Annotated in this window: 30 protein-coding genes; 2 read left to right on the forward strand and 28 right to left on the reverse strand. The window is 69.3% G+C overall.

What is annotated here, in order from left to right:
• Positions 1–2: 2 nt before the first annotated feature.
• The 4 genes from rpsM to ptsP form a co-directional block, all read right to left on the reverse strand.
• On the reverse strand, positions 3–383 hold the full coding sequence (gene rpsM, locus ACFWE1_RS04635; protein ID WP_243567479.1) for a 30S ribosomal protein S13: 381 nt from the start codon (positions 381–383) through the stop codon (positions 3–5).
• A gap of 155 nt (positions 384–538) precedes the next feature.
• Positions 539–655 (reverse strand): 50S ribosomal protein L36, encoded by a 117-nt coding sequence (gene rpmJ, locus ACFWE1_RS04640; protein WP_005050492.1) that lies wholly within the window; start codon positions 653–655, stop codon positions 539–541.
• Between the two features lie 71 nt (positions 656–726).
• Positions 727–948 (reverse strand): translation initiation factor IF-1, encoded by a 222-nt coding sequence (gene infA / locus ACFWE1_RS04645; RefSeq protein ID WP_011186713.1) that lies wholly within the window; start codon positions 946–948, stop codon positions 727–729.
• 104 nt (positions 949–1052) lie between these two features.
• A complete protein-coding gene (gene ptsP / locus ACFWE1_RS04650; RefSeq protein WP_376932341.1) occupies positions 1053–2750 on the reverse strand; it encodes a phosphoenolpyruvate--protein phosphotransferase in 1698 nt (565 codons plus the stop codon).
• Between the two features lie 155 nt (positions 2751–2905).
• Here ptsP and ACFWE1_RS04655 point away from each other — a divergent pair, with 155 nt between their 5' ends.
• A complete protein-coding gene (locus ACFWE1_RS04655; RefSeq protein WP_376932342.1) occupies positions 2906–4357 on the forward strand; it encodes a DUF222 domain-containing protein in 1452 nt (483 codons plus the stop codon).
• Between the two features lie 35 nt (positions 4358–4392).
• Here the strand turns inward: ACFWE1_RS04655 and map are convergent, their stop codons facing one another.
• From map to rpsJ, 23 genes are all read right to left on the reverse strand, one after another.
• On the reverse strand, positions 4393–5244 hold the full coding sequence (gene map / locus ACFWE1_RS04660; RefSeq protein ID WP_376932343.1) for a type I methionyl aminopeptidase: 852 nt from the start codon (positions 5242–5244) through the stop codon (positions 4393–4395).
• Between the two features lie 4 nt (positions 5245–5248).
• Positions 5249–5875, reverse strand: coding sequence for an adenylate kinase (locus tag ACFWE1_RS04665; RefSeq protein ID WP_376932344.1), 627 nt, complete (start codon positions 5873–5875; stop codon positions 5249–5251).
• The gene (gene secY, locus ACFWE1_RS04670) at positions 5872–7194 is read right to left on the reverse strand and encodes a preprotein translocase subunit SecY (RefSeq protein ID WP_243567476.1); all 1323 of its coding nucleotides are present in this window, start codon (positions 7192–7194) and stop codon (positions 5872–5874) included. Before secY ends, ACFWE1_RS04665 begins: the two co-directional genes overlap by 4 nt.
• Before the next feature lie 136 nt (positions 7195–7330).
• Positions 7331–7993, reverse strand: a complete 663-nt coding sequence (gene rplO, locus ACFWE1_RS04675) for a 50S ribosomal protein L15 (RefSeq protein ID WP_376932345.1) — start codon at positions 7991–7993, stop codon at positions 7331–7333.
• Positions 7993–8178 carry a 50S ribosomal protein L30 gene (gene rpmD, locus ACFWE1_RS04680; protein ID WP_067948559.1) on the reverse strand — a complete coding sequence of 62 codons (186 nt, stop codon included), beginning with the start codon at positions 8176–8178 and terminating at the stop codon, positions 7993–7995. The genes rplO and rpmD overlap by 1 nt, the downstream gene beginning before the upstream one ends.
• Positions 8178–8882: a 30S ribosomal protein S5 gene (gene rpsE, locus ACFWE1_RS04685; RefSeq protein ID WP_376932346.1), complete on the reverse strand. Its 705-nt coding sequence runs from the start codon at positions 8880–8882 to the stop codon at positions 8178–8180. Before rpsE ends, rpmD begins: the two co-directional genes overlap by 1 nt.
• A complete protein-coding gene (gene rplR, locus ACFWE1_RS04690; protein WP_243567474.1) occupies positions 8879–9238 on the reverse strand; it encodes a 50S ribosomal protein L18 in 360 nt (119 codons plus the stop codon). The genes rpsE and rplR overlap by 4 nt, the downstream gene beginning before the upstream one ends.
• A gap of 2 nt (positions 9239–9240) precedes the next feature.
• Complete coding sequence (rplF, locus tag ACFWE1_RS04695; protein ID WP_376932347.1) at positions 9241–9777, reverse strand: 50S ribosomal protein L6; 537 nt, start codon at positions 9775–9777, stop codon at positions 9241–9243.
• 4 nt (positions 9778–9781) lie between these two features.
• Entirely contained in the window at positions 9782–10180 is a 399-nt protein-coding gene (gene rpsH / locus ACFWE1_RS04700) for a 30S ribosomal protein S8 (RefSeq protein ID WP_189083723.1), read from the reverse strand.
• 165 nt (positions 10181–10345) lie between these two features.
• Complete coding sequence (gene rplE / locus ACFWE1_RS04705; protein WP_376932348.1) at positions 10346–10930, reverse strand: 50S ribosomal protein L5; 585 nt, start codon at positions 10928–10930, stop codon at positions 10346–10348.
• Positions 10930–11289, reverse strand: a complete 360-nt coding sequence (gene rplX / locus ACFWE1_RS04710; RefSeq protein ID WP_189083721.1) for a 50S ribosomal protein L24 — start codon at positions 11287–11289, stop codon at positions 10930–10932. Before rplX ends, rplE begins: the two co-directional genes overlap by 1 nt.
• Before the next feature lie 2 nt (positions 11290–11291).
• On the reverse strand, positions 11292–11660 hold the full coding sequence (gene rplN / locus ACFWE1_RS04715; RefSeq protein WP_243567470.1) for a 50S ribosomal protein L14: 369 nt from the start codon (positions 11658–11660) through the stop codon (positions 11292–11294).
• A gap of 33 nt (positions 11661–11693) precedes the next feature.
• Complete coding sequence (gene rpsQ / locus ACFWE1_RS04720; RefSeq protein ID WP_376932349.1) at positions 11694–12011, reverse strand: 30S ribosomal protein S17; 318 nt, start codon at positions 12009–12011, stop codon at positions 11694–11696.
• A 2-nt stretch (positions 12012–12013) separates the two neighbouring features.
• Positions 12014–12340, reverse strand: a complete 327-nt coding sequence (gene rpmC / locus ACFWE1_RS04725) for a 50S ribosomal protein L29 (RefSeq protein ID WP_376932350.1) — start codon at positions 12338–12340, stop codon at positions 12014–12016.
• Complete coding sequence (gene rplP, locus ACFWE1_RS04730) at positions 12340–12759, reverse strand: 50S ribosomal protein L16 (RefSeq protein WP_189083717.1); 420 nt, start codon at positions 12757–12759, stop codon at positions 12340–12342. Before rplP ends, rpmC begins: the two co-directional genes overlap by 1 nt.
• A 2-nt stretch (positions 12760–12761) precedes the next feature.
• Positions 12762–13517, reverse strand: a complete 756-nt coding sequence (gene rpsC, locus ACFWE1_RS04735; protein WP_189083716.1) for a 30S ribosomal protein S3 — start codon at positions 13515–13517, stop codon at positions 12762–12764.
• On the reverse strand, positions 13517–13882 hold the full coding sequence (gene rplV, locus ACFWE1_RS04740) for a 50S ribosomal protein L22 (RefSeq protein WP_189083715.1): 366 nt from the start codon (positions 13880–13882) through the stop codon (positions 13517–13519). The genes rpsC and rplV overlap by 1 nt, the downstream gene beginning before the upstream one ends.
• 25 nt (positions 13883–13907) lie before the next feature.
• A complete protein-coding gene (gene rpsS, locus ACFWE1_RS04745) occupies positions 13908–14189 on the reverse strand; it encodes a 30S ribosomal protein S19 (protein WP_022889728.1) in 282 nt (93 codons plus the stop codon).
• A 12-nt stretch (positions 14190–14201) separates the two neighbouring features.
• Complete coding sequence (gene rplB / locus ACFWE1_RS04750; protein ID WP_251201556.1) at positions 14202–15041, reverse strand: 50S ribosomal protein L2; 840 nt, start codon at positions 15039–15041, stop codon at positions 14202–14204.
• Positions 15042–15056: 15 nt separating this feature from the next.
• A complete protein-coding gene (gene rplW, locus ACFWE1_RS04755; RefSeq protein ID WP_189083713.1) occupies positions 15057–15362 on the reverse strand; it encodes a 50S ribosomal protein L23 in 306 nt (101 codons plus the stop codon).
• Positions 15359–16018 (reverse strand): 50S ribosomal protein L4, encoded by a 660-nt coding sequence (gene rplD / locus ACFWE1_RS04760; RefSeq protein ID WP_376932351.1) that lies wholly within the window; start codon positions 16016–16018, stop codon positions 15359–15361. Before rplD ends, rplW begins: the two co-directional genes overlap by 4 nt.
• Before the next feature lie 3 nt (positions 16019–16021).
• On the reverse strand, positions 16022–16678 hold the full coding sequence (rplC, locus tag ACFWE1_RS04765; protein ID WP_376932352.1) for a 50S ribosomal protein L3: 657 nt from the start codon (positions 16676–16678) through the stop codon (positions 16022–16024).
• An 8-nt stretch (positions 16679–16686) separates the two neighbouring features.
• Positions 16687–16995, reverse strand: coding sequence for a 30S ribosomal protein S10 (rpsJ, locus tag ACFWE1_RS04770; RefSeq protein WP_087135818.1), 309 nt, complete (start codon positions 16993–16995; stop codon positions 16687–16689).
• Between the two features lie 515 nt (positions 16996–17510).
• Between rpsJ and ACFWE1_RS04775 the strand changes: the two genes are divergently transcribed.
• Positions 17511–17969: an OsmC family protein gene (locus ACFWE1_RS04775; RefSeq protein ID WP_376932353.1), complete on the forward strand. Its 459-nt coding sequence runs from the start codon at positions 17511–17513 to the stop codon at positions 17967–17969.
• A gap of 26 nt (positions 17970–17995) precedes the next feature.
• Here ACFWE1_RS04775 and ACFWE1_RS04780 read toward each other — a convergent pair whose 3' ends face one another.
• Positions 17996–19231, reverse strand: a complete 1236-nt coding sequence (locus ACFWE1_RS04780; RefSeq protein WP_376932354.1) for an acyltransferase family protein — start codon at positions 19229–19231, stop codon at positions 17996–17998.
• Between the last annotated feature and the right edge of the window lie 18 nt (positions 19232–19249).

Below are 19249 nucleotides of genomic sequence, written 5' to 3' on the forward strand. Positions count from 1 at the left end.
GGTTACTTGCGGCCGGCCTTCTTCTTGCCGGCGACGGTGCGCTTCGGGCCCTTGCGGGTACGAGCGTTGGTCTTGGTGCGCTGGCCGCGGACCGGAAGGCCGCGACGGTGGCGGAGGCCCTCGTACGAGCCGATCTCGACCTTGCGGCGGATGTCGGCGGCGACCTCGCGGCGAAGGTCACCCTCCACCTTGTAGTTGCCCTCGATGTAGTCGCGCAGCGCGACGAGCTGGTCGTCGCTGAGGTCCTTGACGCGGATGTTGCCGTCGATGCCGGTGTCCGCGAGCGTCTGCAGCGCACGGGTGCGGCCGACGCCGTAGATGTAGGTCAGTGCGATCTCCACGCGCTTCTCGCGCGGGATGTCGACTCCTGCCAGACGTGCCATGGTGGCTTCTCCTGTGAGTGAGTGGAGGTGTGAAGCAGTGCCGGTGCCCGGGCCTCCTCCCGAGGTGTCCCCCGCTCCCGAGTCATCGGGCGGCGGGTTCTGGCACTGCCGTGTTCAGTTGTCGCGGATCCGTGCGCGGCACGGACCGCCGCAGGTCAGCCCTGGCGCTGCTTGTGGCGCGGGTTCGACTTGCAGATGACCATGACGCGGCCGTGGCGGCGGATCACCTTGCAGTGATCGCAGATCGGCTTGACGCTGGGGTTCACCTTCATGAGGGATGTTTCCTTCGATTCGCTGTCCTCGTACCCGCGGGATGCCGCGGGCCGTTACTTTCCGACAGTCTTTACTTGTAGCGGTAGACGATGCGCCCGCGGGTCAGGTCGTAGGGGCTCAGCTCCACGATCACGCGGTCCTCCGGGAGGATGCGGATGTAGTGCTGCCGCATCTTGCCGGAGATGTGGGCCAGGACCTTGTGGCCGTTGGTCAGCTCGACGCGGAACATTGCGTTCGGGAGCGCCTCGATGACCGAGCCCTCGATCTCGATGACACCGTCTTTCTTGGCCATAGCCTCACTATCGCTTGGGGTAAAGGTGGTCGGTCGTGCGATGGTTCCGCGCCTCTGACGCCCTGTCGGCGCATGCCGCAGCGCAGGTGCAGAACACCAAGGATCTACTGTAGACCACTCGCGGGCGAATCGCCAACCGAGCCCCGCACCGCCTCGGCGGCGGCGCTGGCCGCCTGCTTGGCCTCGGCCGCCCCCTCGGCGGCCAGCGCCGCCTCGGCGATGACCCGGGCATCCTCCGGGCGGTAGCGCGCGAGCGAGGCGCGCACGTCGGCGAGCGCCGACGGCGACATCGACAGGCTGGTGGCGCCGAGGCCGACGAGGACGACGGCGAGCAGGGGGTCGGCGGCGGCCTCGCCGCAGATCCCGACGGGCGTCCCCGTGCGCGCTCCCGCGGTGCCGACCTCCGCGATGAGGCGGAGCACGGCCGGATGCCACGGGCTCTGCAGCTCGGCGACGGTGCCCAGCAGCCGGTCGGCCGCCATCGTGTACTGGGTGAGGTCGTTCGTGCCGATCGAGGCGAAGGCGCAGGCCTCCAGCACCCGCTCGGCCAGCAGCGCCGCGGCGGGCACTTCGACCATGACGCCCGCGGTACGGAGGCCGAGCTCTGCGGCCAGGGCGGTGAAGTACCGGGTCTCCTCGACCGTCGCGATCATCGGCGCCATGACCCAGAGCTCGGCGTCGGTCGCGGCGTCGGCGGCGGCGAGCGCCATGAGCTGCTCCCGCAGCACGGGCTCGGAGCGGCGCAGGGCGCGGATGCCGCGGAGCCCGAGCGCGGGATTCTCCTCCTCGGCGTGGTTCAGGAACGCGAGGGGCTTGTCGGCCCCCGCGTCGAGCACCCGCACGACGACCTTCTTGCCGGCGAACGCGTGGAGCAGCTTCGTGTACTGCTCCTGCTGCTCGGCGACGCTCGGCGCCCGGTCGGCGTCCAGGAAGAGGAACTCGGTGCGGAAGAGGCCGACGCCCTCCGCGCCCAGCCGGAGCGCCTCGGCCGCACCCCCGACCGAGCCGAGGTTCGCGAGGAGCGGCACGGGGGTGCCGTCGGCGAGCGCCCCCGGCGTGATCGGGGCCTCCGCGGCGAGCCGGCGGGCCGCGATGCGTTCGTGCGCCTCGGCGAGCTGCGCCTCGCTCGGGGCCACCACGACGACGTCGTGCTCGGCGTCGACGAGCACCTGCTCGCCGTCGACGAGCGCTGCGGCGTCGGCGGCGCCCACGATCGCGACGATGGACTGCTCCCGCGCGAGGATCGCGGTGTGCGAGGTCGGGCCGCCGTCGACGGTGACGAGCGCGAGCACCTGCTCGAGGTCGAGCACCGCGGTATCGGCCGGCGCGAGGTCGCGCGCGACGAGGACGAAGGGATGCCCCGGGTCGGGCACGCCGGGCGCCGGCACGTCGAGCAGGTGCGCGACCACGCGCTGCGAGACGTCGTCGAGGTCGGCCGCCCGCTCGCCGAGATACCCACCCATGCCGGCGAGCAGTTCGCGGAAGGCGGCGAACGCCTCGTACACGGCGCGCTCCGCGGTCTTGTCCTCGGCCAGCCGCTTCACGACGTCGGCGATGAGGCTCGGGTCTCCGGCCATCATGGCCTGCGCCTCGAGGACGTCCTTCGCGGCGCCGCCGGCCCGCGCGCCGCGGCGCTGCAGTTCCTCGGCGACGGCGGCGAGGGAGGCGCGCGCCCGCTCCTCTTCCTGGGAGGCGTCGAGCCCGCTCGCTCGGTCCTCCGGCTCTGGGAGCGACTCGGCCATGCGCACGACGGGCCCGACCGCGACCCCCTGCCCGATGCCGATGCCCTGGATCTCGCGCATGCGGTCCTCCCCCGTCGGTGGCGTCCCTTGCTCCTCGTTCACCATAGCCCGCGGGTGCGCACCGAGGTGGTGCTCGTGCGGCTGGGGTGCCCTGGAAGTGGCGCTATGTCGAAGAAATGTTCGACACTCGAGCTCCGGCTTGGGACGATGGATTCATGCCCGATTCCCAGATCCCGACCCCGGCACTCGCGCTGCTCGGTGCCGCGAGTGCCGCGGTCGTGGCGGCCTGGGGCGGGGCGCTCATGCGACCGTCATCGGTGCCCGAGCGTGACGTGCGGGCGATGAGCGACGATGGCTTGGTGCGGGTGATCGAGGCGGTCGCAGCCCTGTCCCGGGTCGCGGGATCGCTGCAGACCAGGCTCGCCGCCGAACTCGACGATCGCTGCAGCGGCATCACCGGTGACGATCTCGCGAAGACGCGTGGGTGCACCACGCCCGAGCGGTTGATCGCCCAGCTCACCACTGGTCGGTACGTCGACGCGGCACGGTTCGTCGCGGTCGGCCGTGCCACGGCGTCCCGCTCCTCCTTCACCGCCGAGCCGTTGCCGCCGAAACGGCCCGCGCTCGCACGCGCGCTGCACGACGGCGTCCTGGGCATCGACGCGGCCGAGGTCATCCGACGCTTCCTCGACCGCGTCGAGCTGCGGGCCGACCCCGAGGAGCTCGCCGCGTCCGAGGCGTTCCTCGTCGAGCGTGCCCCGGTCGTCGGGGTCGACGGGCTGGGGCTGCTCGTGAAACGCCTCGAAGCACGGCTCGATCCTGATGGCGTCAAGCCCCGCGAAGACGAACTCCGTGCCAGGCGCGGGCTGCGCATCTGGCAAGACCGGGCCGGCATGGTCAACGTGCGCGGCGCGTTCGACCCGGTCAACGGCGCCGTCGTGACCGCCGCGATCGACGCGCTCGTCGGCACCGAACTCCACCGCGCCCGCGACGCCCGGGCCCGCGACGCCCGGGCTCCACGGCCAAGCGAGACGGAGGACGATCAGGCGACCGCGGAGACCCGCACGATCGCCCAACTGAACGCCGACGCGCTCACTGATCTCGCCCGCCACACCCTCGGCTGTGCCGAGGTCCCCACGCTCCGCTCCGTCACGGTCGTGGTCCGTGCCGACGCCGAAGCCCTCGCCGCCGGGCAAGGTGCGGCGTCCATCGACGGCATCGAGCAGCCCGTCTCATTGGAGACCGTGCGAGAACTCATCACCACGGCAGGTGTCTCGCCCATGCTCGTCGGACGGGGCGAGCACCCGCTGCGACTCGGCCACTCGGCGCGGCTCTTCACCCCCGCGCAGAAAGTCGCCCTCGCCGAACGCGACGGCGGCTGCGCCTGGCCCGGATGCCACCGCCCACCGAGCCACACCGAAGCGCACCACATCAGATGGTGGGGCCGTGACACCGGGGCGACCGACCTCGACAACGGCATCCTGCTCTGCAGCCACCACCACCACCGCGTCCACGACGACGGCTGGACCATCCGCATCCACGACGGACACAGCTGGTTCACCCCACCCGCCCACCTCGACCCCGAACAGCGACCAAGACCGGGCAATCGCGCCATGCCGCCTACGCTCAACCGCTATCGGTCGATGCGCGCATCAGCGGTCGCGTGAGGATGGGGCGGAACGGGAAGGTGCGGCGGCCGGGCTCAGGGGATGGGAACCGGCGTCACGCCGAAGGGCGCGAGCCCCGCGGCCCCACCGTCCTCAGCCGTGAGCACCCAGATGCCGTCGGCGTGCACCGCGACGGAGTGCTCGACGTGCGCGGCGTCCGAACCGTCGGCGGTCGTCACGGTCCAGCCGTCGTCGCGCACGAACGTCTCGATCGAGCCCGCGACGATCATCGGCTCGATGGCGACGACGAGGCCGGGCTTGACCGCCGGCCCGCGGCGGTCGACACGGTAGTTGAACACCGGTGGCTCCTCGTGCATGCGCCGGCCGATGCCGTGCCCGACGTAGTCGAGCAGGATGCCGTACTGCCGGCCCGTGCCGCCCGGGGCATCCGCCTCCGCGAGCACCGCGTCCTCGATCGCGCCGCCGACCTCGTTCAAGTGGCGCGCGCTCGCGAGCGTCGCGATGCCCGTCCACAGGCCCAGCTCGGCGACCCGCACGAGCTCGCGGCGGGCCGCGACGACGTCCGGCCGCTCGGGATCGTCGAGCACGAGCGAGAAGGCGGCGTCGCCGTTCCAGCCGTCGACCTCGGCGCCGCCGTCGACGGAGACCAGGTCACCGGGCCGGAACGGCCGATCGCCCGGGATGCCGTGCACCACGTCGTCGTCGACCGAGACGCAGAGCGTATGCCGGTAGCCGGGCTCGAGCTGGAAGTTCGAGCGGCCGCCGCGGTTGAGGATGAGCCGCTCGGCGGCGGCGTCGAGCTCGAGCGGCGTCGCCCCGACGGCGATCAGCGCGCGTGCTTCGGCGAGGGCCGCCGCCGTCACCTCGCCGGCCGCGCGCATTGCGCGGAGCTCGGCCGGCGACTTCAGGATCGAGCGGCGGAACACGGGATCAGGCGAGGGCGCCCGGGTGCACCGGCGCGAGGCCGCGCGCCGCGAGCGACTCGAAGATGCGCGTGGTGACCTCGTCGAGCGAGCCGACGCCGTCGATGCGCACGACGATGCCGCGGGCGCGGTAGACGTCGAGGATCGGCGCGGTCTCGCGCTCGTAGATGGCGAGACGGTTCGCGATGACCTCTTCGGTGTCGTCGGTGCGACCCTGCTCGACGGCGCGCTGGCGCAGCCGGGCGATCGACTCCTCACGCGGCACCTCGAGCTCGATGACGGCGTCGAGCGACTCGCCGCGGGGCTCGAGGAAGGCGTCCAGGTCGGCGACCTGACCGCGGTTGCGCGGATATCCGTCGAGGAGGAACCCCTCGGCCGCATCGGGCTGGGCGAGCCGGTCGGCGACGAGCGCGCTCGTCAGCTCGTCGGGCGCCAGGTCGCCGGCCTCGATGATCGACTGCACCTGCTTGCCGAGCTCGGTGCCGCCCTTCACGTTCGCCCGGAAGATGTCGCCGGTCGCGATCTGCGGCACGTCGAACGCCTCCGCGACGAGCACGCCCTGGGTCCCCTTGCCGGAGCCCTGCGGGCCGACGATGAGGAAGCGGGCGGAGCGGGCGGAGTCGGCGCTGGTCATCGGAGGAGTCCTTCGTAGTGTCGCTGCTGGAGTTGCGCGTCGATCTGCTTGACGGTCTCGAGACCGACGCCGACGATGATCAGGATCGATGCACCGCCGAACGGGAAGTTCTGGTTGGCCCCGACCAGCGCGAAGGCGATGAGCGGGATGAGGGCGATGAGGCCCAGGTAGAGCGAGCCCGGGAACGTGATGCGGGTGAGCACGTAGTCGAGGTACTCGGCCGTCGGACGGCCCGCGCGGATGCCGGGGATGAAGCCGCCGTACTTCTTCATGTTCTCGGAGACCTCGTCCGGGTTGAACGTGATCGCGACGTAGAAGTAGGTGAAGCCCACGATGAGCAGGAAGTACAGCAGCATGTAGAGCGGGTGGTCGCCCTTGGTCAGGTAGTTCGTGATCCACGCGACCCAGGGCTGGATCTCCTCGCCCGCCTTCGGCTGGTTGAACTGCGCGATGAGCGCCGGGAGGTAGAGCAGCGAGGAGGCGAAAATGACGGGCACGACGCCGGCCATGTTCACCTTGATCGGGATGTACGTGTTGTTGCCGCCGTAGGTGCGCCGGCCGACCATGCGCTTCGCGTACTGCACGGGCACGCGGCGCTGCGACTGCTCGACGAAGACGACCGCGACGACGACCACGAGGCCGATCGCGAGGACGATCGCGAAGACGTCCCAGCCGCGCGAGATGCCGATGGCCCAGAGCGAGCCGGGGAAGGTCGAGGCGATCGAGGTGAAGATGAGCAGCGACATGCCGTTGCCGATGCCGCGCTCGGTGATGAGCTCGCCCATCCACATGATGAGGCCGGTACCGGCGGTCATCGTGATGACCATCAGGAGGATCGCGTACCAGGCGTCGTTCGTGATGAGCTGCGAGCAGGAGGGGTCGGCCGAGCCGCTGAACAGCGCGCCCGAGCGGGCGACCGTGATCAGGGTGGTCGACTGCAGCACGCCGAGGGCGATCGTGAGGTACCGGGTGTACTGGGTCAGCTTGCCCTGGCCCGCCTGGCCCTCCTTGTAGAGGGTCTCGAAGTGCGGGATGACGACGCGCAGGAGCTGCACGATGATCGACGCGGTGATGTAGGGCATGATGCCGAGCGCGAAGATCGACAGCTGCAGCAGCGCACCGCCGGAGAAGAGGTTCACGAGCTCGTAGAGGCCCGAGGCGCCCTGGTTCGCCGCGAGGCAGGCCTGGACGTTCGAGAAGTCCACGAACGGCGCGGGGATGAACGAGCCCAGACGGAACAGGGCGATGATGCCCAGGGTGAAGCCGATCTTCCGGCGCAGGTCCGGCGTGCGGAAGATCCGCCCGATCGCGTTGAACACTCGTCCTCCTGTTGCTCCGTCGTGGAGCGTCATACACTGCAGCCGGGCGCGGCGCCCGGATGCGATTCGAGCCTGTCAGGACCCCCGTGAATCATACGCGAGGTCCCGACAGGCTCGAACTTCGATGGTGGATCGGTTACTTGACCGAGCCGCCCGCCGCGACGATCTTCTGCTCGGCCGAGCCGGAGACCTTGTCGACGGAGACGTTCAGCTTCACCTGCAGGTCGCCGTTGCCGAGCACCTTGACGCGCTCGTTCTTGCGGACCACGCCCTTGGCCACGAGGTCGGCGACGGTGACGTCGCCGCCCTTCGGGTAGAGCGCCGCGAGCTTGTCCAGGTTCACAGCCTGGTACTCGACGCGGAACGGGTTCTTGAAGCCGCGGAGCTTCGGCGCACGCATGTGGTACGGAAGCTGGCCGCCCTCGAAGCCGGGGCGCACCGTGTTGCGGGCCTTCGTGCCCTTGGTGCCGCGACCGGCGGTCTTGCCCTTCGAACCCTCACCGCGACCGACGCGGGTCTTGTCCTTCTTGGCGCCGGGAGCCGGACGAAGGTGGTGCACCTTCAGAACCTGCTCGCGAGCCTCGACGACCTCGGCCTTCGGGGCCGCCTTCTTGGCCGGAGCCTTCTTGGCGGGCGCTTTCTCGGCCGGAGCCTTCTCGGCGGCGTCGGCCTTCGCAGCGGCGGCCTTCTTGGCCGGAGCCTTGGCGGCCGGCGCCTTCTCGGCGGCGGCCTTGGCCGGCGCCTTCTTCGCGGGAGCCTTCTTCGGGGTCTCCTCGGCGACGTTCTTCTCGTCAGCCATTAGTCAATCTCCTCAACCTTCACGAGGTGGGCGACCGTCTTGACGTAGCCGCGGTTCTGCGGCGTGTCCTCACGGACGACGGAGTCGCCGATGCGCTTCAGTCCGAGGCTGCGGAGCGTGTCGCGCTGGTACTGCTTCTCGCTCACCTTGGACTTGATCTGGGTCACCTTGAGCTGCTTGGCCATCAGGCACCTGCCTTCGCTGCTGCGGCGGCCTCGGCCGCCTGGGCCTCGGCACGCAGCAGACGGGCGGGCGCGACCTCGTCGTAGTCGAGACCACGACGGGCGGCGACGGCGCGCGGCTCCTCGAGCTGCTTCAGCGACTCGACGGTGGCGTGCACGATGTTGATGGTGTTCGACGAGCCGAGCGACTTCGACAGCACGTCGTGGATGCCGGCGCACTCGAGCACGGCGCGGACCGGACCACCGGCGATGACACCGGTACCGGGCGCGGCCGGACGCAGGAGGACGACACCGGCGGCCGCCTCACCCTGCACGGGGTGGGGGATGGTGCTGCCGACGCGCGGGACGCGGAAGAAGTTCTTCTTCGCCTCCTCGACGCCCTTCGAGATGGCCGTCGGGACCTCGCGCGCCTTGCCGTAGCCGACGCCGACGAGCCCGTTGCCGTCGCCCACGACGACGAGCGCCGTGAAGCTGAAGCGACGGCCGCCCTTGACGACCTTCGACACGCGGTTGATGGTGACGACGCGCTCGAGGAACTGGCTCTTCTCGGCGTCGCGGCCACCGCGGTCGCGACCGCCCTGGCCGCGGTCGCGGCCGCCACGGCGGCCGTCGCGCTCGCGGCGCTCGGGCTGCTGCTCGGTACCGGCAGCGGTCTCGACGGGTGCCTCAGCGGCCACCTCGGTCTCCTTCACAGTGTTCTCACTCACAGGTTCAGCCCTGCCTCTCGCGCTCCATCGGCGATCGCCGCGACACGACCGGCGTACTTGTTGCCGCCGCGGTCGAAGACGACCTCGGCGATACCGGCCTGCTTGGCGCGCTCGGCGACGAGCTCGCCGACCTTCTTGGCCTTGGCGGTCTTGTCACCGTCGAACGCGCGGAGGTCGGCCTCCATGGTCGACGCGGAGGCCACGGTGCGGCCCTGGGCGTCGTCGACGACCTGCACGAACACGTGGCGGGCCGAACGGGTCACGACGAGGCGCGGACGCAGCTCGGTGCCGACGATCTTCTTGCGAAGGCGGGTGTGGCGGCGCGAGCGCGCAGCCGACTTGCTCTTCACGGCCATGGTTACTTACCAGCCTTTCCGGCCTTGCGACGCACGACCTCGCCGGCGTAGCGGATGCCCTTGCCCTTGTACGGCTCGGGCTTCTTGATCTTGCGGATGTTGGCGGCGGTCTCGCCGACGGCCTGCTTCGAGATCCCCGACACGGTGAGCTTGGTGTTGCCCTCGACCGCGAAGGTGATGCCGGCCGGCGCCTCGACGACGACCGGGTGCGAGAAGCCGAGCGCGAACTCGACCGCGCTGCCCTTCTGCGCCACGCGGTAGCCGGTCCCGACGATCTCGAGACCCTTCGAGTAGCCCTCGGTCACGCCGACGATGTCGTTGGCGATGAGCGTGCGGGTGAGGCCGTGGAGCGAACGCGACTCGCGCTCGTCGTCCGGGCGGGTGACGATGACCTGGTTGCCATCGACCTTGGCCTCGATGGGGCTCGCGACGGTGAGCGAGAGCTCGCCCTTCGGGCCCTTGACGGTGACGGCGGAGCCGTCGATCTTCACCTCGACACCGGCGGGGATGTCGATGGGGAGTCGTCCGATTCGTGACATGGACTTACCACACGTAGGCGAGGACTTCCCCACCCACGCCCTTCTTCTCGGCCTGGCGGTCGGTGAGCAGACCGCTGGAAGTGGACAGGATCGCGACGCCCAGGCCACCGAGGACCTTGGGGAGCTCGGTCGACTTCGCGTACACGCGGAGACCGGGCTTGGAGACGCGCTTGATGCCGGCGATCGAGCGCTCGCGGTTCGGGCCGAACTTGAGGTTCAGCGTGAGGGTCTTGCCGACGCGTGCGTCGGTGACCTCGAAGTCCGCGATGTAGCCCTCGTTCTTGAGGATCTCGGCGATGTGGCCCTTCAGCTTGGAGTGGGGCATCGACACCGCGTCGTGGTGGGCGGAGTTGGCGTTCCGCAGACGGGTCAGCATGTCAGCGACCGGGTCGGTCATCGTCATGGCGATGTGTTCCTTACGTTCACCAGGTTTCAGGACCCGGTACACGGGGACTGACCTGTGGTGGTGCGGTTCGCGGTTGCGAACCGTCGAATGCCTGTGCCGGCGCCGCTCCCCTCGACTGGCTCGGGGAGCGGTGCCGGCTCATGCACAAACTCGTAGAGTCTACTACGCGTTCTCGACCTGCTTGAACGGGAAGCCGAGCGCCTTGAGCAGCGCGCGCCCCTCGTCGTCGCTCTTGGCGGTGGTCACCACGGTGATGTCCATGCCGCGAACGCGGTCGATCTTGTCCTGGTCGATCTCGTGGAACACGCTCTGCTCCGTGAGACCGAAGGTGTAATTGCCGTTGCCGTCGAACTGACGGTCGCTCAGGCCGCGGAAGTCGCGGATGCGCGGGAGCGCGAGCGACAGCAGGCGGTCGAGGAACTCCCACATGCGGTCGCCGCGCAGCGTGACGTGCGCGCCGATCTGCTGGCCCTCGCGCAGCTTGAACTGCGCGATGGACTTGCGGGCCTTCGTGACCTGCGGCTTCTGACCGGTGATCTTCGTGAGGTCGGCGATGGCGCCGTCGATGACCTTGCCATCGCGCGCGGCCTCGCCGACACCCATGTTGACGACGATCTTGACGAGACCCGGGACCTGGTGCACGTTCGTGAAGCCGAACTGCTCCTGGAGGCCCTTCGAGATCTCCTCGCGGTACTTCTGCTTCAGGCGGGGCTGGATTTTGCCAGCCGCCACGGCAGTCTCAGTCATCAGAGGTCCTTACCTGACTTCTTGGCGTAACGAACGCGCACGGTCTTGGTGACCCCGTCCTTCGTCACGGTTTCGTTGCGGAAGCCGACGCGGGTCGGCTTCTTGGTCTCGGGGTCGACGATCGCGACGTTCGAGACGTGGATCGGGGCCTCGTGGGTCTCGATGCCGCCGGTCTTCGAGCCGCGCTGGGTCTGACCGACCCGCACGTGCTTCGTGACGTAGTTGACGCCCTCGACGACGACGCGGTTCTGGTCGACCAGCACCTCGATGACCTTGCCCTGCTTGCCGCGGTCTCCGCCGCGGGCCTGGCTGCGGCCGGAGATGACCTGGACCAGGTCGCCCTTCTTGATGTTCGCCATGGTTAGAGCACCTCCGGAGCCAGCGAGATGATCTTCATGAACTTCTTGTCGCGCAGCTCGCGGCCCACCGGGCCGAAGATGCGAGTACCGCGCGGCTCGCCGTCGTTCTTGAGGATCACCGCAGCGTTCTCGTCGAACTTGATGTAGGAGCCGTCGGGACGACGGGTCTCCTTGCGGGTGCGGACGACGACGGCCTTGACCACGTCGCCCTTCTTCACGTTGCCGCCGGGGATCGCGTCCTTGACCGTCGCGACGATGATGTCGCCGAGGCCGGCGTAGCGGCGGCTGGAGCCGCCGAGCACACGGATGGTGAGGAGTTCCTTCGCACCCGTGTTGTCGGCCACCTTGAGCCGGGATTCCTGCTGAATCACTTCAGTCTCCTTCTCGGAAGCAAGCCCAGGGGCTTACTTGGCCTTCTCGACGATCTCGACGAGGCGCCAGCGCTTGGTGGCGCTGAGCGGCCGGGTCTCGGAGATGACGACCAGGTCGCCGATGCCGGCGGTGTTCTGCTCGTCGTGCGCCTTGACCTTCGAGGTGCGGCGCATGACCTTGCCGTACAGCGGGTGCTTCACGCGGTCCTCGACCTCGACGACGATGGTCTTGTCCATCTTGTCGCTGACGACGTAGCCGCGGCGCACCTTGCGGTACGGGCGCTGCTCGGCCGACACGGCGGCCTCGGACTGGGCGACCTCGGCCGTGGCGGCCTTCTTGGTCTCAGCCATGATCAGGCCTCCTTCGTCTCGGCGTCGGCCGCGACATCGGTGGATGCCTCGGCCTTGGCCTTCTTGGTCTTCTTCTCGGCCTTGGCGGGGACCTCGACCGGAGCGGGGGTGGCCCGGATGCCGAGCTCGCGCTCGCGGATCACCGTGTAGATGCGGGCGATGTCGCGCTTGACCGCGCGCAGGCGGCCGTGGCTCTCGAGCTGGCCGGTGGCCGACTGGAAGCGCAGGTTGAACAGCTCTTCCTTGGCCTTCTTCAGCTCGTCGACGAGACGCTCGTCTTCGAAGGTGTCGAGCTCGACGGTCTCGAGCCCCTTGGTTCCGACGGACATTACGCGTCGCCCTCCTCGCGCTTGATGATGCGTGCCTTGAGGGGCAGCTTGTGGATGGCACGGGTCATGGCCTCGCGCGCGAGCTCCTCGGAGACGCCCGAGACCTCGAACAGGACGCGACCCGGCTTGACGTTGGCGACCCACCACTCGGGCGAACCCTTACCGGAACCCATGCGGGTTTCGGCCGGCTTCTTCGTGAGCGGACGGTCCGGGTAGATGTTGATCCACACCTTGCCGCCACGCTTGATGTGACGCGTCATGGCGATACGAGCGGACTCGATCTGACGGTTGGTCACATAGGCGGGGGTGATGGCCTGGATGCCGTACTCACCGAAGCTGACCTTGGTGCCGCCCGTGGCGGCGCCGTCGCGCTTGGGGTGGTGCTGCTTGCGGTACTTGACTCGACGGGGAATCAACATGGTTACGCCTCAACTCCTGCTGCCGCCGGCTCCGCAGCCTTGGGGGCGCGGTCGCGGCGGGGACGGTCGCGGTCGCCGCGCGACGGCTTCTGGGCCGCCTGCTCGCGCGCGAGCTCCTTGTTCGTGATGTCGCCCTTGTAGATCCAGACCTTCACGCCGATGCGGCCGAAGGTGGTCTTGGCCTCGTAGAAGCCGTAGTCGATGTTCGCGCGCAGCGTGTGCAGCGGCACACGACCCTCGCGGTAGAACTCCGAGCGGCTCATCTCGGCGCCGCCGAGACGGCCGGAGACCTGGATCCGGACGCCCTTGGCGCCGGCGCGCTGCGCGCCCTGCAGGCCCTTGCGCATCGCGCGGCGGAATGCCACACGAGCGGAGAGCTGCTCGGCGATGCCCTGCGCGACGAGCTGGGCGTCGGCCTCGGGGTTCTTCACCTCGAGGATGTTGAGCTGGATCTGCTTGCCGGTGAGCTTCTCGAGGTCGGCGCGGATACGCTCGGCCTCGGCGCCGCGGCGGCCGATGACGATACCCGGACGGGCCGTGTGGATGTCCACGCGGACGCGGTCGCGGGTGCGCTCGATCTCGATGCGCGAGACACCCGCGCGGTCGAGCGAGGTGGTCAGCATCTGACGGATGCGGACGTCCTCGGCGAGGTAGTCGGCGTAGCGCTGACCGGGCTTGTTCGAGTCGGAGAACCACCGCGACACGTGGTCGGTGGTGATGCCCAGACGGAAGCCGTACGGGTTGACCTTCTGACCCATTACTTCGTACCCTCCTCGGGCGTGGCGAGCACGACGGTGATGTGGCTCGTTCGCTTGTTGATGCGGAAGGCACGGCCCTGCGCACGCGGCTGGAAACGCTTGAGGGTGGTGCCCTCGTCGACGAATGCGCGCGCGACGTACAGGTCCTGCTCGTCCAGGTAGGTGTTCGTGGCATCGGCCTTGACGCGAGCGTTCGCGATGGCCGAGGCGACGAGCTTGTACACCGGCTCGCTCGCGCTCTGGGGCGCGAACTTCAGGATGGCCAGGGCCTCCTGTGCCTGCTTGCCGCGGATCAGGTTGACGACGCGGCGAGCCTTCATGGGGGTGACGCGGATGTGTCGCACGCGGGCGATCGACTCCACCATTTCTTCCTCCTTCACACCACCGCGACTAGCGGCGGCGGCCCTTCTTGTCGTCCTTCACGTGTCCACGGAAGGTGCGGGTGGGCGCGAACTCGCCGAGCTTGTGACCCACCATGGTCTCGGTGACGAACACCGGGATGTGCTTGCGGCCGTCGTGCACGGCGATCGTGTGCCCGAGCATGGCCGGGATGATCATCGAGCGGCGCGACCACGTCTTGATGACGTTCTTGCTGCCGGCTTCGTTCTGGACGACGACCTTGCGAAGCAGGTGCTCGTCGACGAAGGGGCCCTTCTTAAGACTGCGAGGCATCTTCTCTTACTCCTACTTGCGCTTCTTGCCGACGGTGCGACGACGGACGATGAGCTTGTCGCTTTCCTTGTTGGGGCGACGAGTGCGTCCCTCGGGCTGACCCCACGGGCTGACCGGGTGGCGACCACCGGAGGTCTTGCCCTCACCACCACCGTGCGGGTGGTCGATCGGGTTCATGGCAACACCACGGACGGTCGGGCGGACGCCCTTCCAGCGCTTGCGGCCGGCCTTGCCCCAGTTGATGTTTGACTGCTCGGCGTTGCCGACCTCGCCGATGGTCGCGCGGCAGCGCGCATCGACGTTGCGGATCTCGCCCGAGGGCAGACGCAGCTGGGCGTAGGGGCCGTCCTTCGCGACGAGACGCACCGAGGCGCCCGCCGAACGGGCCATCTTCGCGCCGCCGCCGGGACGGAGCTCGATCGCGTGGACGACGGTACCCGTGGGGATGTTGCGCAGCGGCAGGTTGTTGCCGGGCTTGATGTCAGCCGCGGGGCCCGACTCGATCAGGTCGCCCTGACGGAGCTTCGCCGGCGCCAGGATGTAGCGCTTAGTGCCGTCCGCGAAGTGCAGCAGCGCGATGCGCGCCGTGCGGTTCGGGTCGTACTCGATGTGCGCGACCTTGGCGGGCACGCCGTCCTTGTCGTTGCGACGGAAGTCGATGACGCGGTACTGGCGCTTGTGGCCACCGCCGATGTGGCGGGTGGTGATGCGACCCTGGTTGTTGCGGCCACCGGTCTTGGAGAGCGGGCGCAGCAGCGACTTCTCGGGCGTCGAACGGGTGATCTCGGCGAAGTCCGAGACCGAAGAACCGCGACGACCCGGGGTCGTGGGCTTGTACTTACGAATAGCCATTGTTTTCTACGCTCCTCAGCCGACAGCCGTGAAGATGTCGATGGAACCGGACTTGAGGGTGACGATCGCGCGCTTGGTGTCCTTGCGCTTGCCGATCCCGAACCGGGTGCGACGGGTCTTGCCCTGACGGTTCAGGGTGTTGATCGACGCGACCTGCACGTTGAAGATCTTCTCGATGGCGAGCTTGATCTCGGTCTTGTTCGAGCGGGGGTCCACGATGAACGTGTACTTGCCCTCGTCGATCAGGCCGTAGCTCTTCTCCGAGACGACCGGCGCGATGATGATGTCGCGCGGGTTCTTGTTGAAAGCGGCGGAGCTCATGCGGAGACCTCTTCCTTCTTGGCCTGCTTCGCGGCGATGAACGCCTCGAGCGCGGCCGTGCTGAAGACGATGTCGTCGGAGACGAGCACGTCGTACGCGTTCAGCTGGTCGGCGGCGATCACGTGCACGGCCGGGATGTTGCGGACGGCGCGCTCCGAGAGCTCCTCGCCACGGGCGAGGACGACGAGGAAGTGCTTCGCCGGGGCGATCTTGCCGAGCAGCGCCACGGCGTCCTTCGTCTTGGCCACGTCGCCGGCCGCGAAGCCCTCGACCGCGTGGATGCGGCCGCCGCGGGCGCGGTCGGAGAGCGAGCCGAGCAGGGCGGCCGCGATCATCTTCTTGGGGGTGCGCTGCGAGTAGTCGCGCGGGGTCGGGCCGTGCACGACGCCACCGCCGGTGTGCTCCGGGGCGCGGACCGAGCCCTGGCGCGAACGGCCGGTGCCCTTCTGCTTGAACGGCTTGCGACCCGAACCCGACACCTCGCCGCGGTTCTTGGTCTTGTGCGTGCCCTGACGGGCGGCGGCGCGCTGCGCGACGACGACCTGGTGGATGAGCGGCACGTTGGTCTGCACGTCGAAGAGCTCGGCGGGGAGCTCGACCGTGCCGGTCTTCTTGCCGGTGACGTCGAGGACGTCGATGGTGTTGGCGGTAGCCATGGACTACGCCCCCTTCACAGCGTTACGGACGAACACGAGACGGCCGCGCGCACCGGGGACGGCGCCCTTGACGAGCAGCAGGCCCTTCTCGGCGTCGACGGCGTGCACGCGGAGGTTGAGCACGGTCACGCGCTCGCCACCCATGCGACCGGCCATGCGCATGCCCTTGAAGACACGGCTCGGGGTCGACGAAGCACCGATCGAACCGGGCTTGCGGTGGTTGCGGTGGGCACCGTGCGAAGCGGAGACGCCCTTGAAGTTGTGGCGCTTCATGACACCGGCGAAGCCCTTGCCCTTCGAGGTGCCGACGACGTCGACCAGCTGGCCGGCCTCGAAGGTGCCCTCGACGGTGAGCTCCTGGCCCGCCGCGTACGACGCGGCGTCCGCGGTGCGGATCTCCGTGACGTGACGGCGGGGGGTGACGCCGGCGGCCTGGAAGTGGCCCTGCAGCGGCTGGGTGACCTTGCGCGGGTCGATCTGACCGGCCGCGATCTGCACGGCGGTGTAGCCGTCCTTCTCGGGGGTGCGGATCTGGGTGACCACGTTCGGGTCGATCTGGATGACGGTCACCGGGACGACCTTGTTGTTCTCGTCCCAGACCTGGGTCATGCCGAGCTTGGTGCCGAGCAGACCCTTCACGTTCTTGGTAGCGGTGGACATTTCGAACCTCAGAGCTTGATCTCGATGTTGACGTCGGCCGGGAGGTCGAGACGCATGAGCGAGTCGACGGCCTTGGGCGTCGGGTCGACGATGTCGATCACACGCTTGTGGGTGCGCATCTCGAAGTGCTCGCGGCTGTCCTTGTACTTGTGGGGCGAACGGATGACGCACACCACGTTCTTCTCGGTCGGAAGCGGCACGGGGCCGACGACCGTGGCGCCCGCGCGGGTCACCGTGTCGACGATCTTGCGCGCCGAGGTGTCGATGACCTCGTGGTCATACGACTTCAGTCGAATGCGGATCTTCTGTCCCGCCATGTCGAACTCTCTCTCTGTCAAGGCGTCGTACCCCTTCCGAGGGCATTGGACGCCGCGTGGTTCTTGTCACCACTGTTCTGCTGTCAACGGCCTGATCATCGAGCCTGTCGAAGGCACCCCGCGCGCTGCGAACAGCTGCGATGGCCTCGACACGCTCGACCTCGAGCCACCTCCGCCCGCCCGGACTCGCGCCCGGCCGGAGACACAGGTCGCCCCGGGTCTCGATGATGGAGGTTGTCGTGTCCTGCTGCCTGCGGCCTAGCCTGACGCCGGAGGTCCTCACGGACCCGGGGGCTATGCACTGCCTGGCAGTGATTCGAACGGCACGCAGGGGCGAGCCGTTCGAAATGTTGAACTCAACGAGTTTGCCATATCCGGCGGGTCCGTGCAACCCGGGCGTGTCGCGCCCGGCCGACTCCCAGGAGCCTCCCGGCTGCGCCGGCTCCTCCCCCGGAATCCCGGGCCTCGACGGGGCATGATGGAGGGGAACGACCGACGACGCAGGGAGGCCCCCGATGACCGATCCGACCGTGCAGCCGAGCACGCAGGAAGGGCCGGGCAGCGTCTCGGCGACGCGCCGCTCCTCGCGCCGCTACCTCGGCCGGAACGCGCGCGGCGCGACCGTCGAGATCGGGGCTCCCGAGCTCGAGGGCGCGCACTTCACCCCCGGCGAGCTGCTGAAGCTCGCGCTCGCGGGCTGCGTCGGCCTCTCCGCCGATCGCGTCGCCGCCCGGCGGCTCGGTGACGACTTCGCCCTCACGGTGTGGGCCCACGGCCAGTCGGCGGAGGCATCCAACCGCTACGAGGCGATCGCCGAGGAGCTCGTGCTCGACCTCTCGGCCCTCGAGGAGGCGGAGCGCACCAAGCTCATCGACATCATGGCCCGGGCGATCGAGAAGGCCTGCACCGTCGGGCGCAGCGTCGAGGGCGCGATCGATGTGAGCACCGAGATCGACGGCACCCGAGTCGGCTGAGCGCCCCGCTGCTGAGACGCCGCGGCTCACCGCTGCGGCGCCTCGCAGGCCCGGCCCCGCTCCTCGGCCGCGATCCCGGGCATCGCCACGCCGGCGCCGACGACGACCGCCACCGCGGTGGCGATGCCGCCGAGCACGAGCGTGGGCCGGGCGAGCACCCGCCCGCGCGCCCGCCGGAAGGGATCCTCGATCCAGCGCTTCGACGCCGCCGAGACGGCGAGGGCGAGCACGACGAGCAGCACCATCAGCCACGGCGGGCTCGGCACGCCCGTGAGGTAGGGCGCGAACATGAAGATCGGCCAGTGCCACAGGTACAGGGAGTACGAGACGTCGCCCGTCCACTGCACCGGGCGCCACGCCGCGAGCCGAGCCGGCGACCAGGCCGGCTCCGGCATCCCCGCCCAGATGACGGCGACCGTGCCGAGCACGGGCGCGAGCACCACGACGCCGGGGAACAGCTCCGGCTCGCGGAACACGGCGATCGGCACGAGGATCGCCGCGAGCCCGGCCCACGAGAGCGCGGCCCGCAGGTGCGGGGATGAGCGCCGCGGGACCACCTCGGCGGCCCGGCGACGGGACAGCCAGAGCGCGAGCAGCGCGCCGGCGCCGAACTCCCACGCCCGGGCGAAAGTGCCGAAGTAGGCGAGGTTCGCGTCGGCCGCCGTGAGCAGGATTGAGTGCACGAAGGAGGCGGCCGTCACCGCGCCGAGGAGCACGACCGTCAGCGTGCGACCGGAGCGCCCCAGCTTCATCGCGACCGCGAAGGCGAGGATGACGAGGAGCGGCCAGACGAGGTAGAACTGCTCCTCGACCGAGAGCGACCAGAAGTGCTGCACCGGCGTCGACTCCAGCTCGGCGCGGCGCGGGATCTGCGAGTCGATCGCGAGCTGCCAGTTCTCGAAGTAGAGGGCGCTCGCCACGATGTGCCGGAACCAGCGCCGCCACTCCTCCATCGGCACGACGGCGATTGTGAGCGCCGAGACGGCGACGAGCACGGCGACCGCCGCCGGCAGGATGCGCCGGGCGCGGCGCACGTAGAAGCGCGTGAGCGAGACGCGCCCCTCGACCTCGGCCTCCCGCACGAGCATGCCGGTGATGAGGAAGCCCGACACGACGAAGAACACGTCGACCCCCATGTAGCCGGCAGGGGCGACCGCGGGCCAGCCGTGATGGAGCACCACGACGCCCACCGCGAGGGCGCGGAGCGCCTGGACCTCCGGGCGGATCGCGGATCTCGTGAATGGCGGTACGGGGGAAGCCATCCCTTCCACGGTACGTCG

Source organism: Agromyces sp. NPDC060279 (assembly GCF_042726785.1).
In the GTDB taxonomy this organism is placed as follows: Bacteria; Actinomycetota; Actinomycetes; order Actinomycetales; family Microbacteriaceae; genus Agromyces.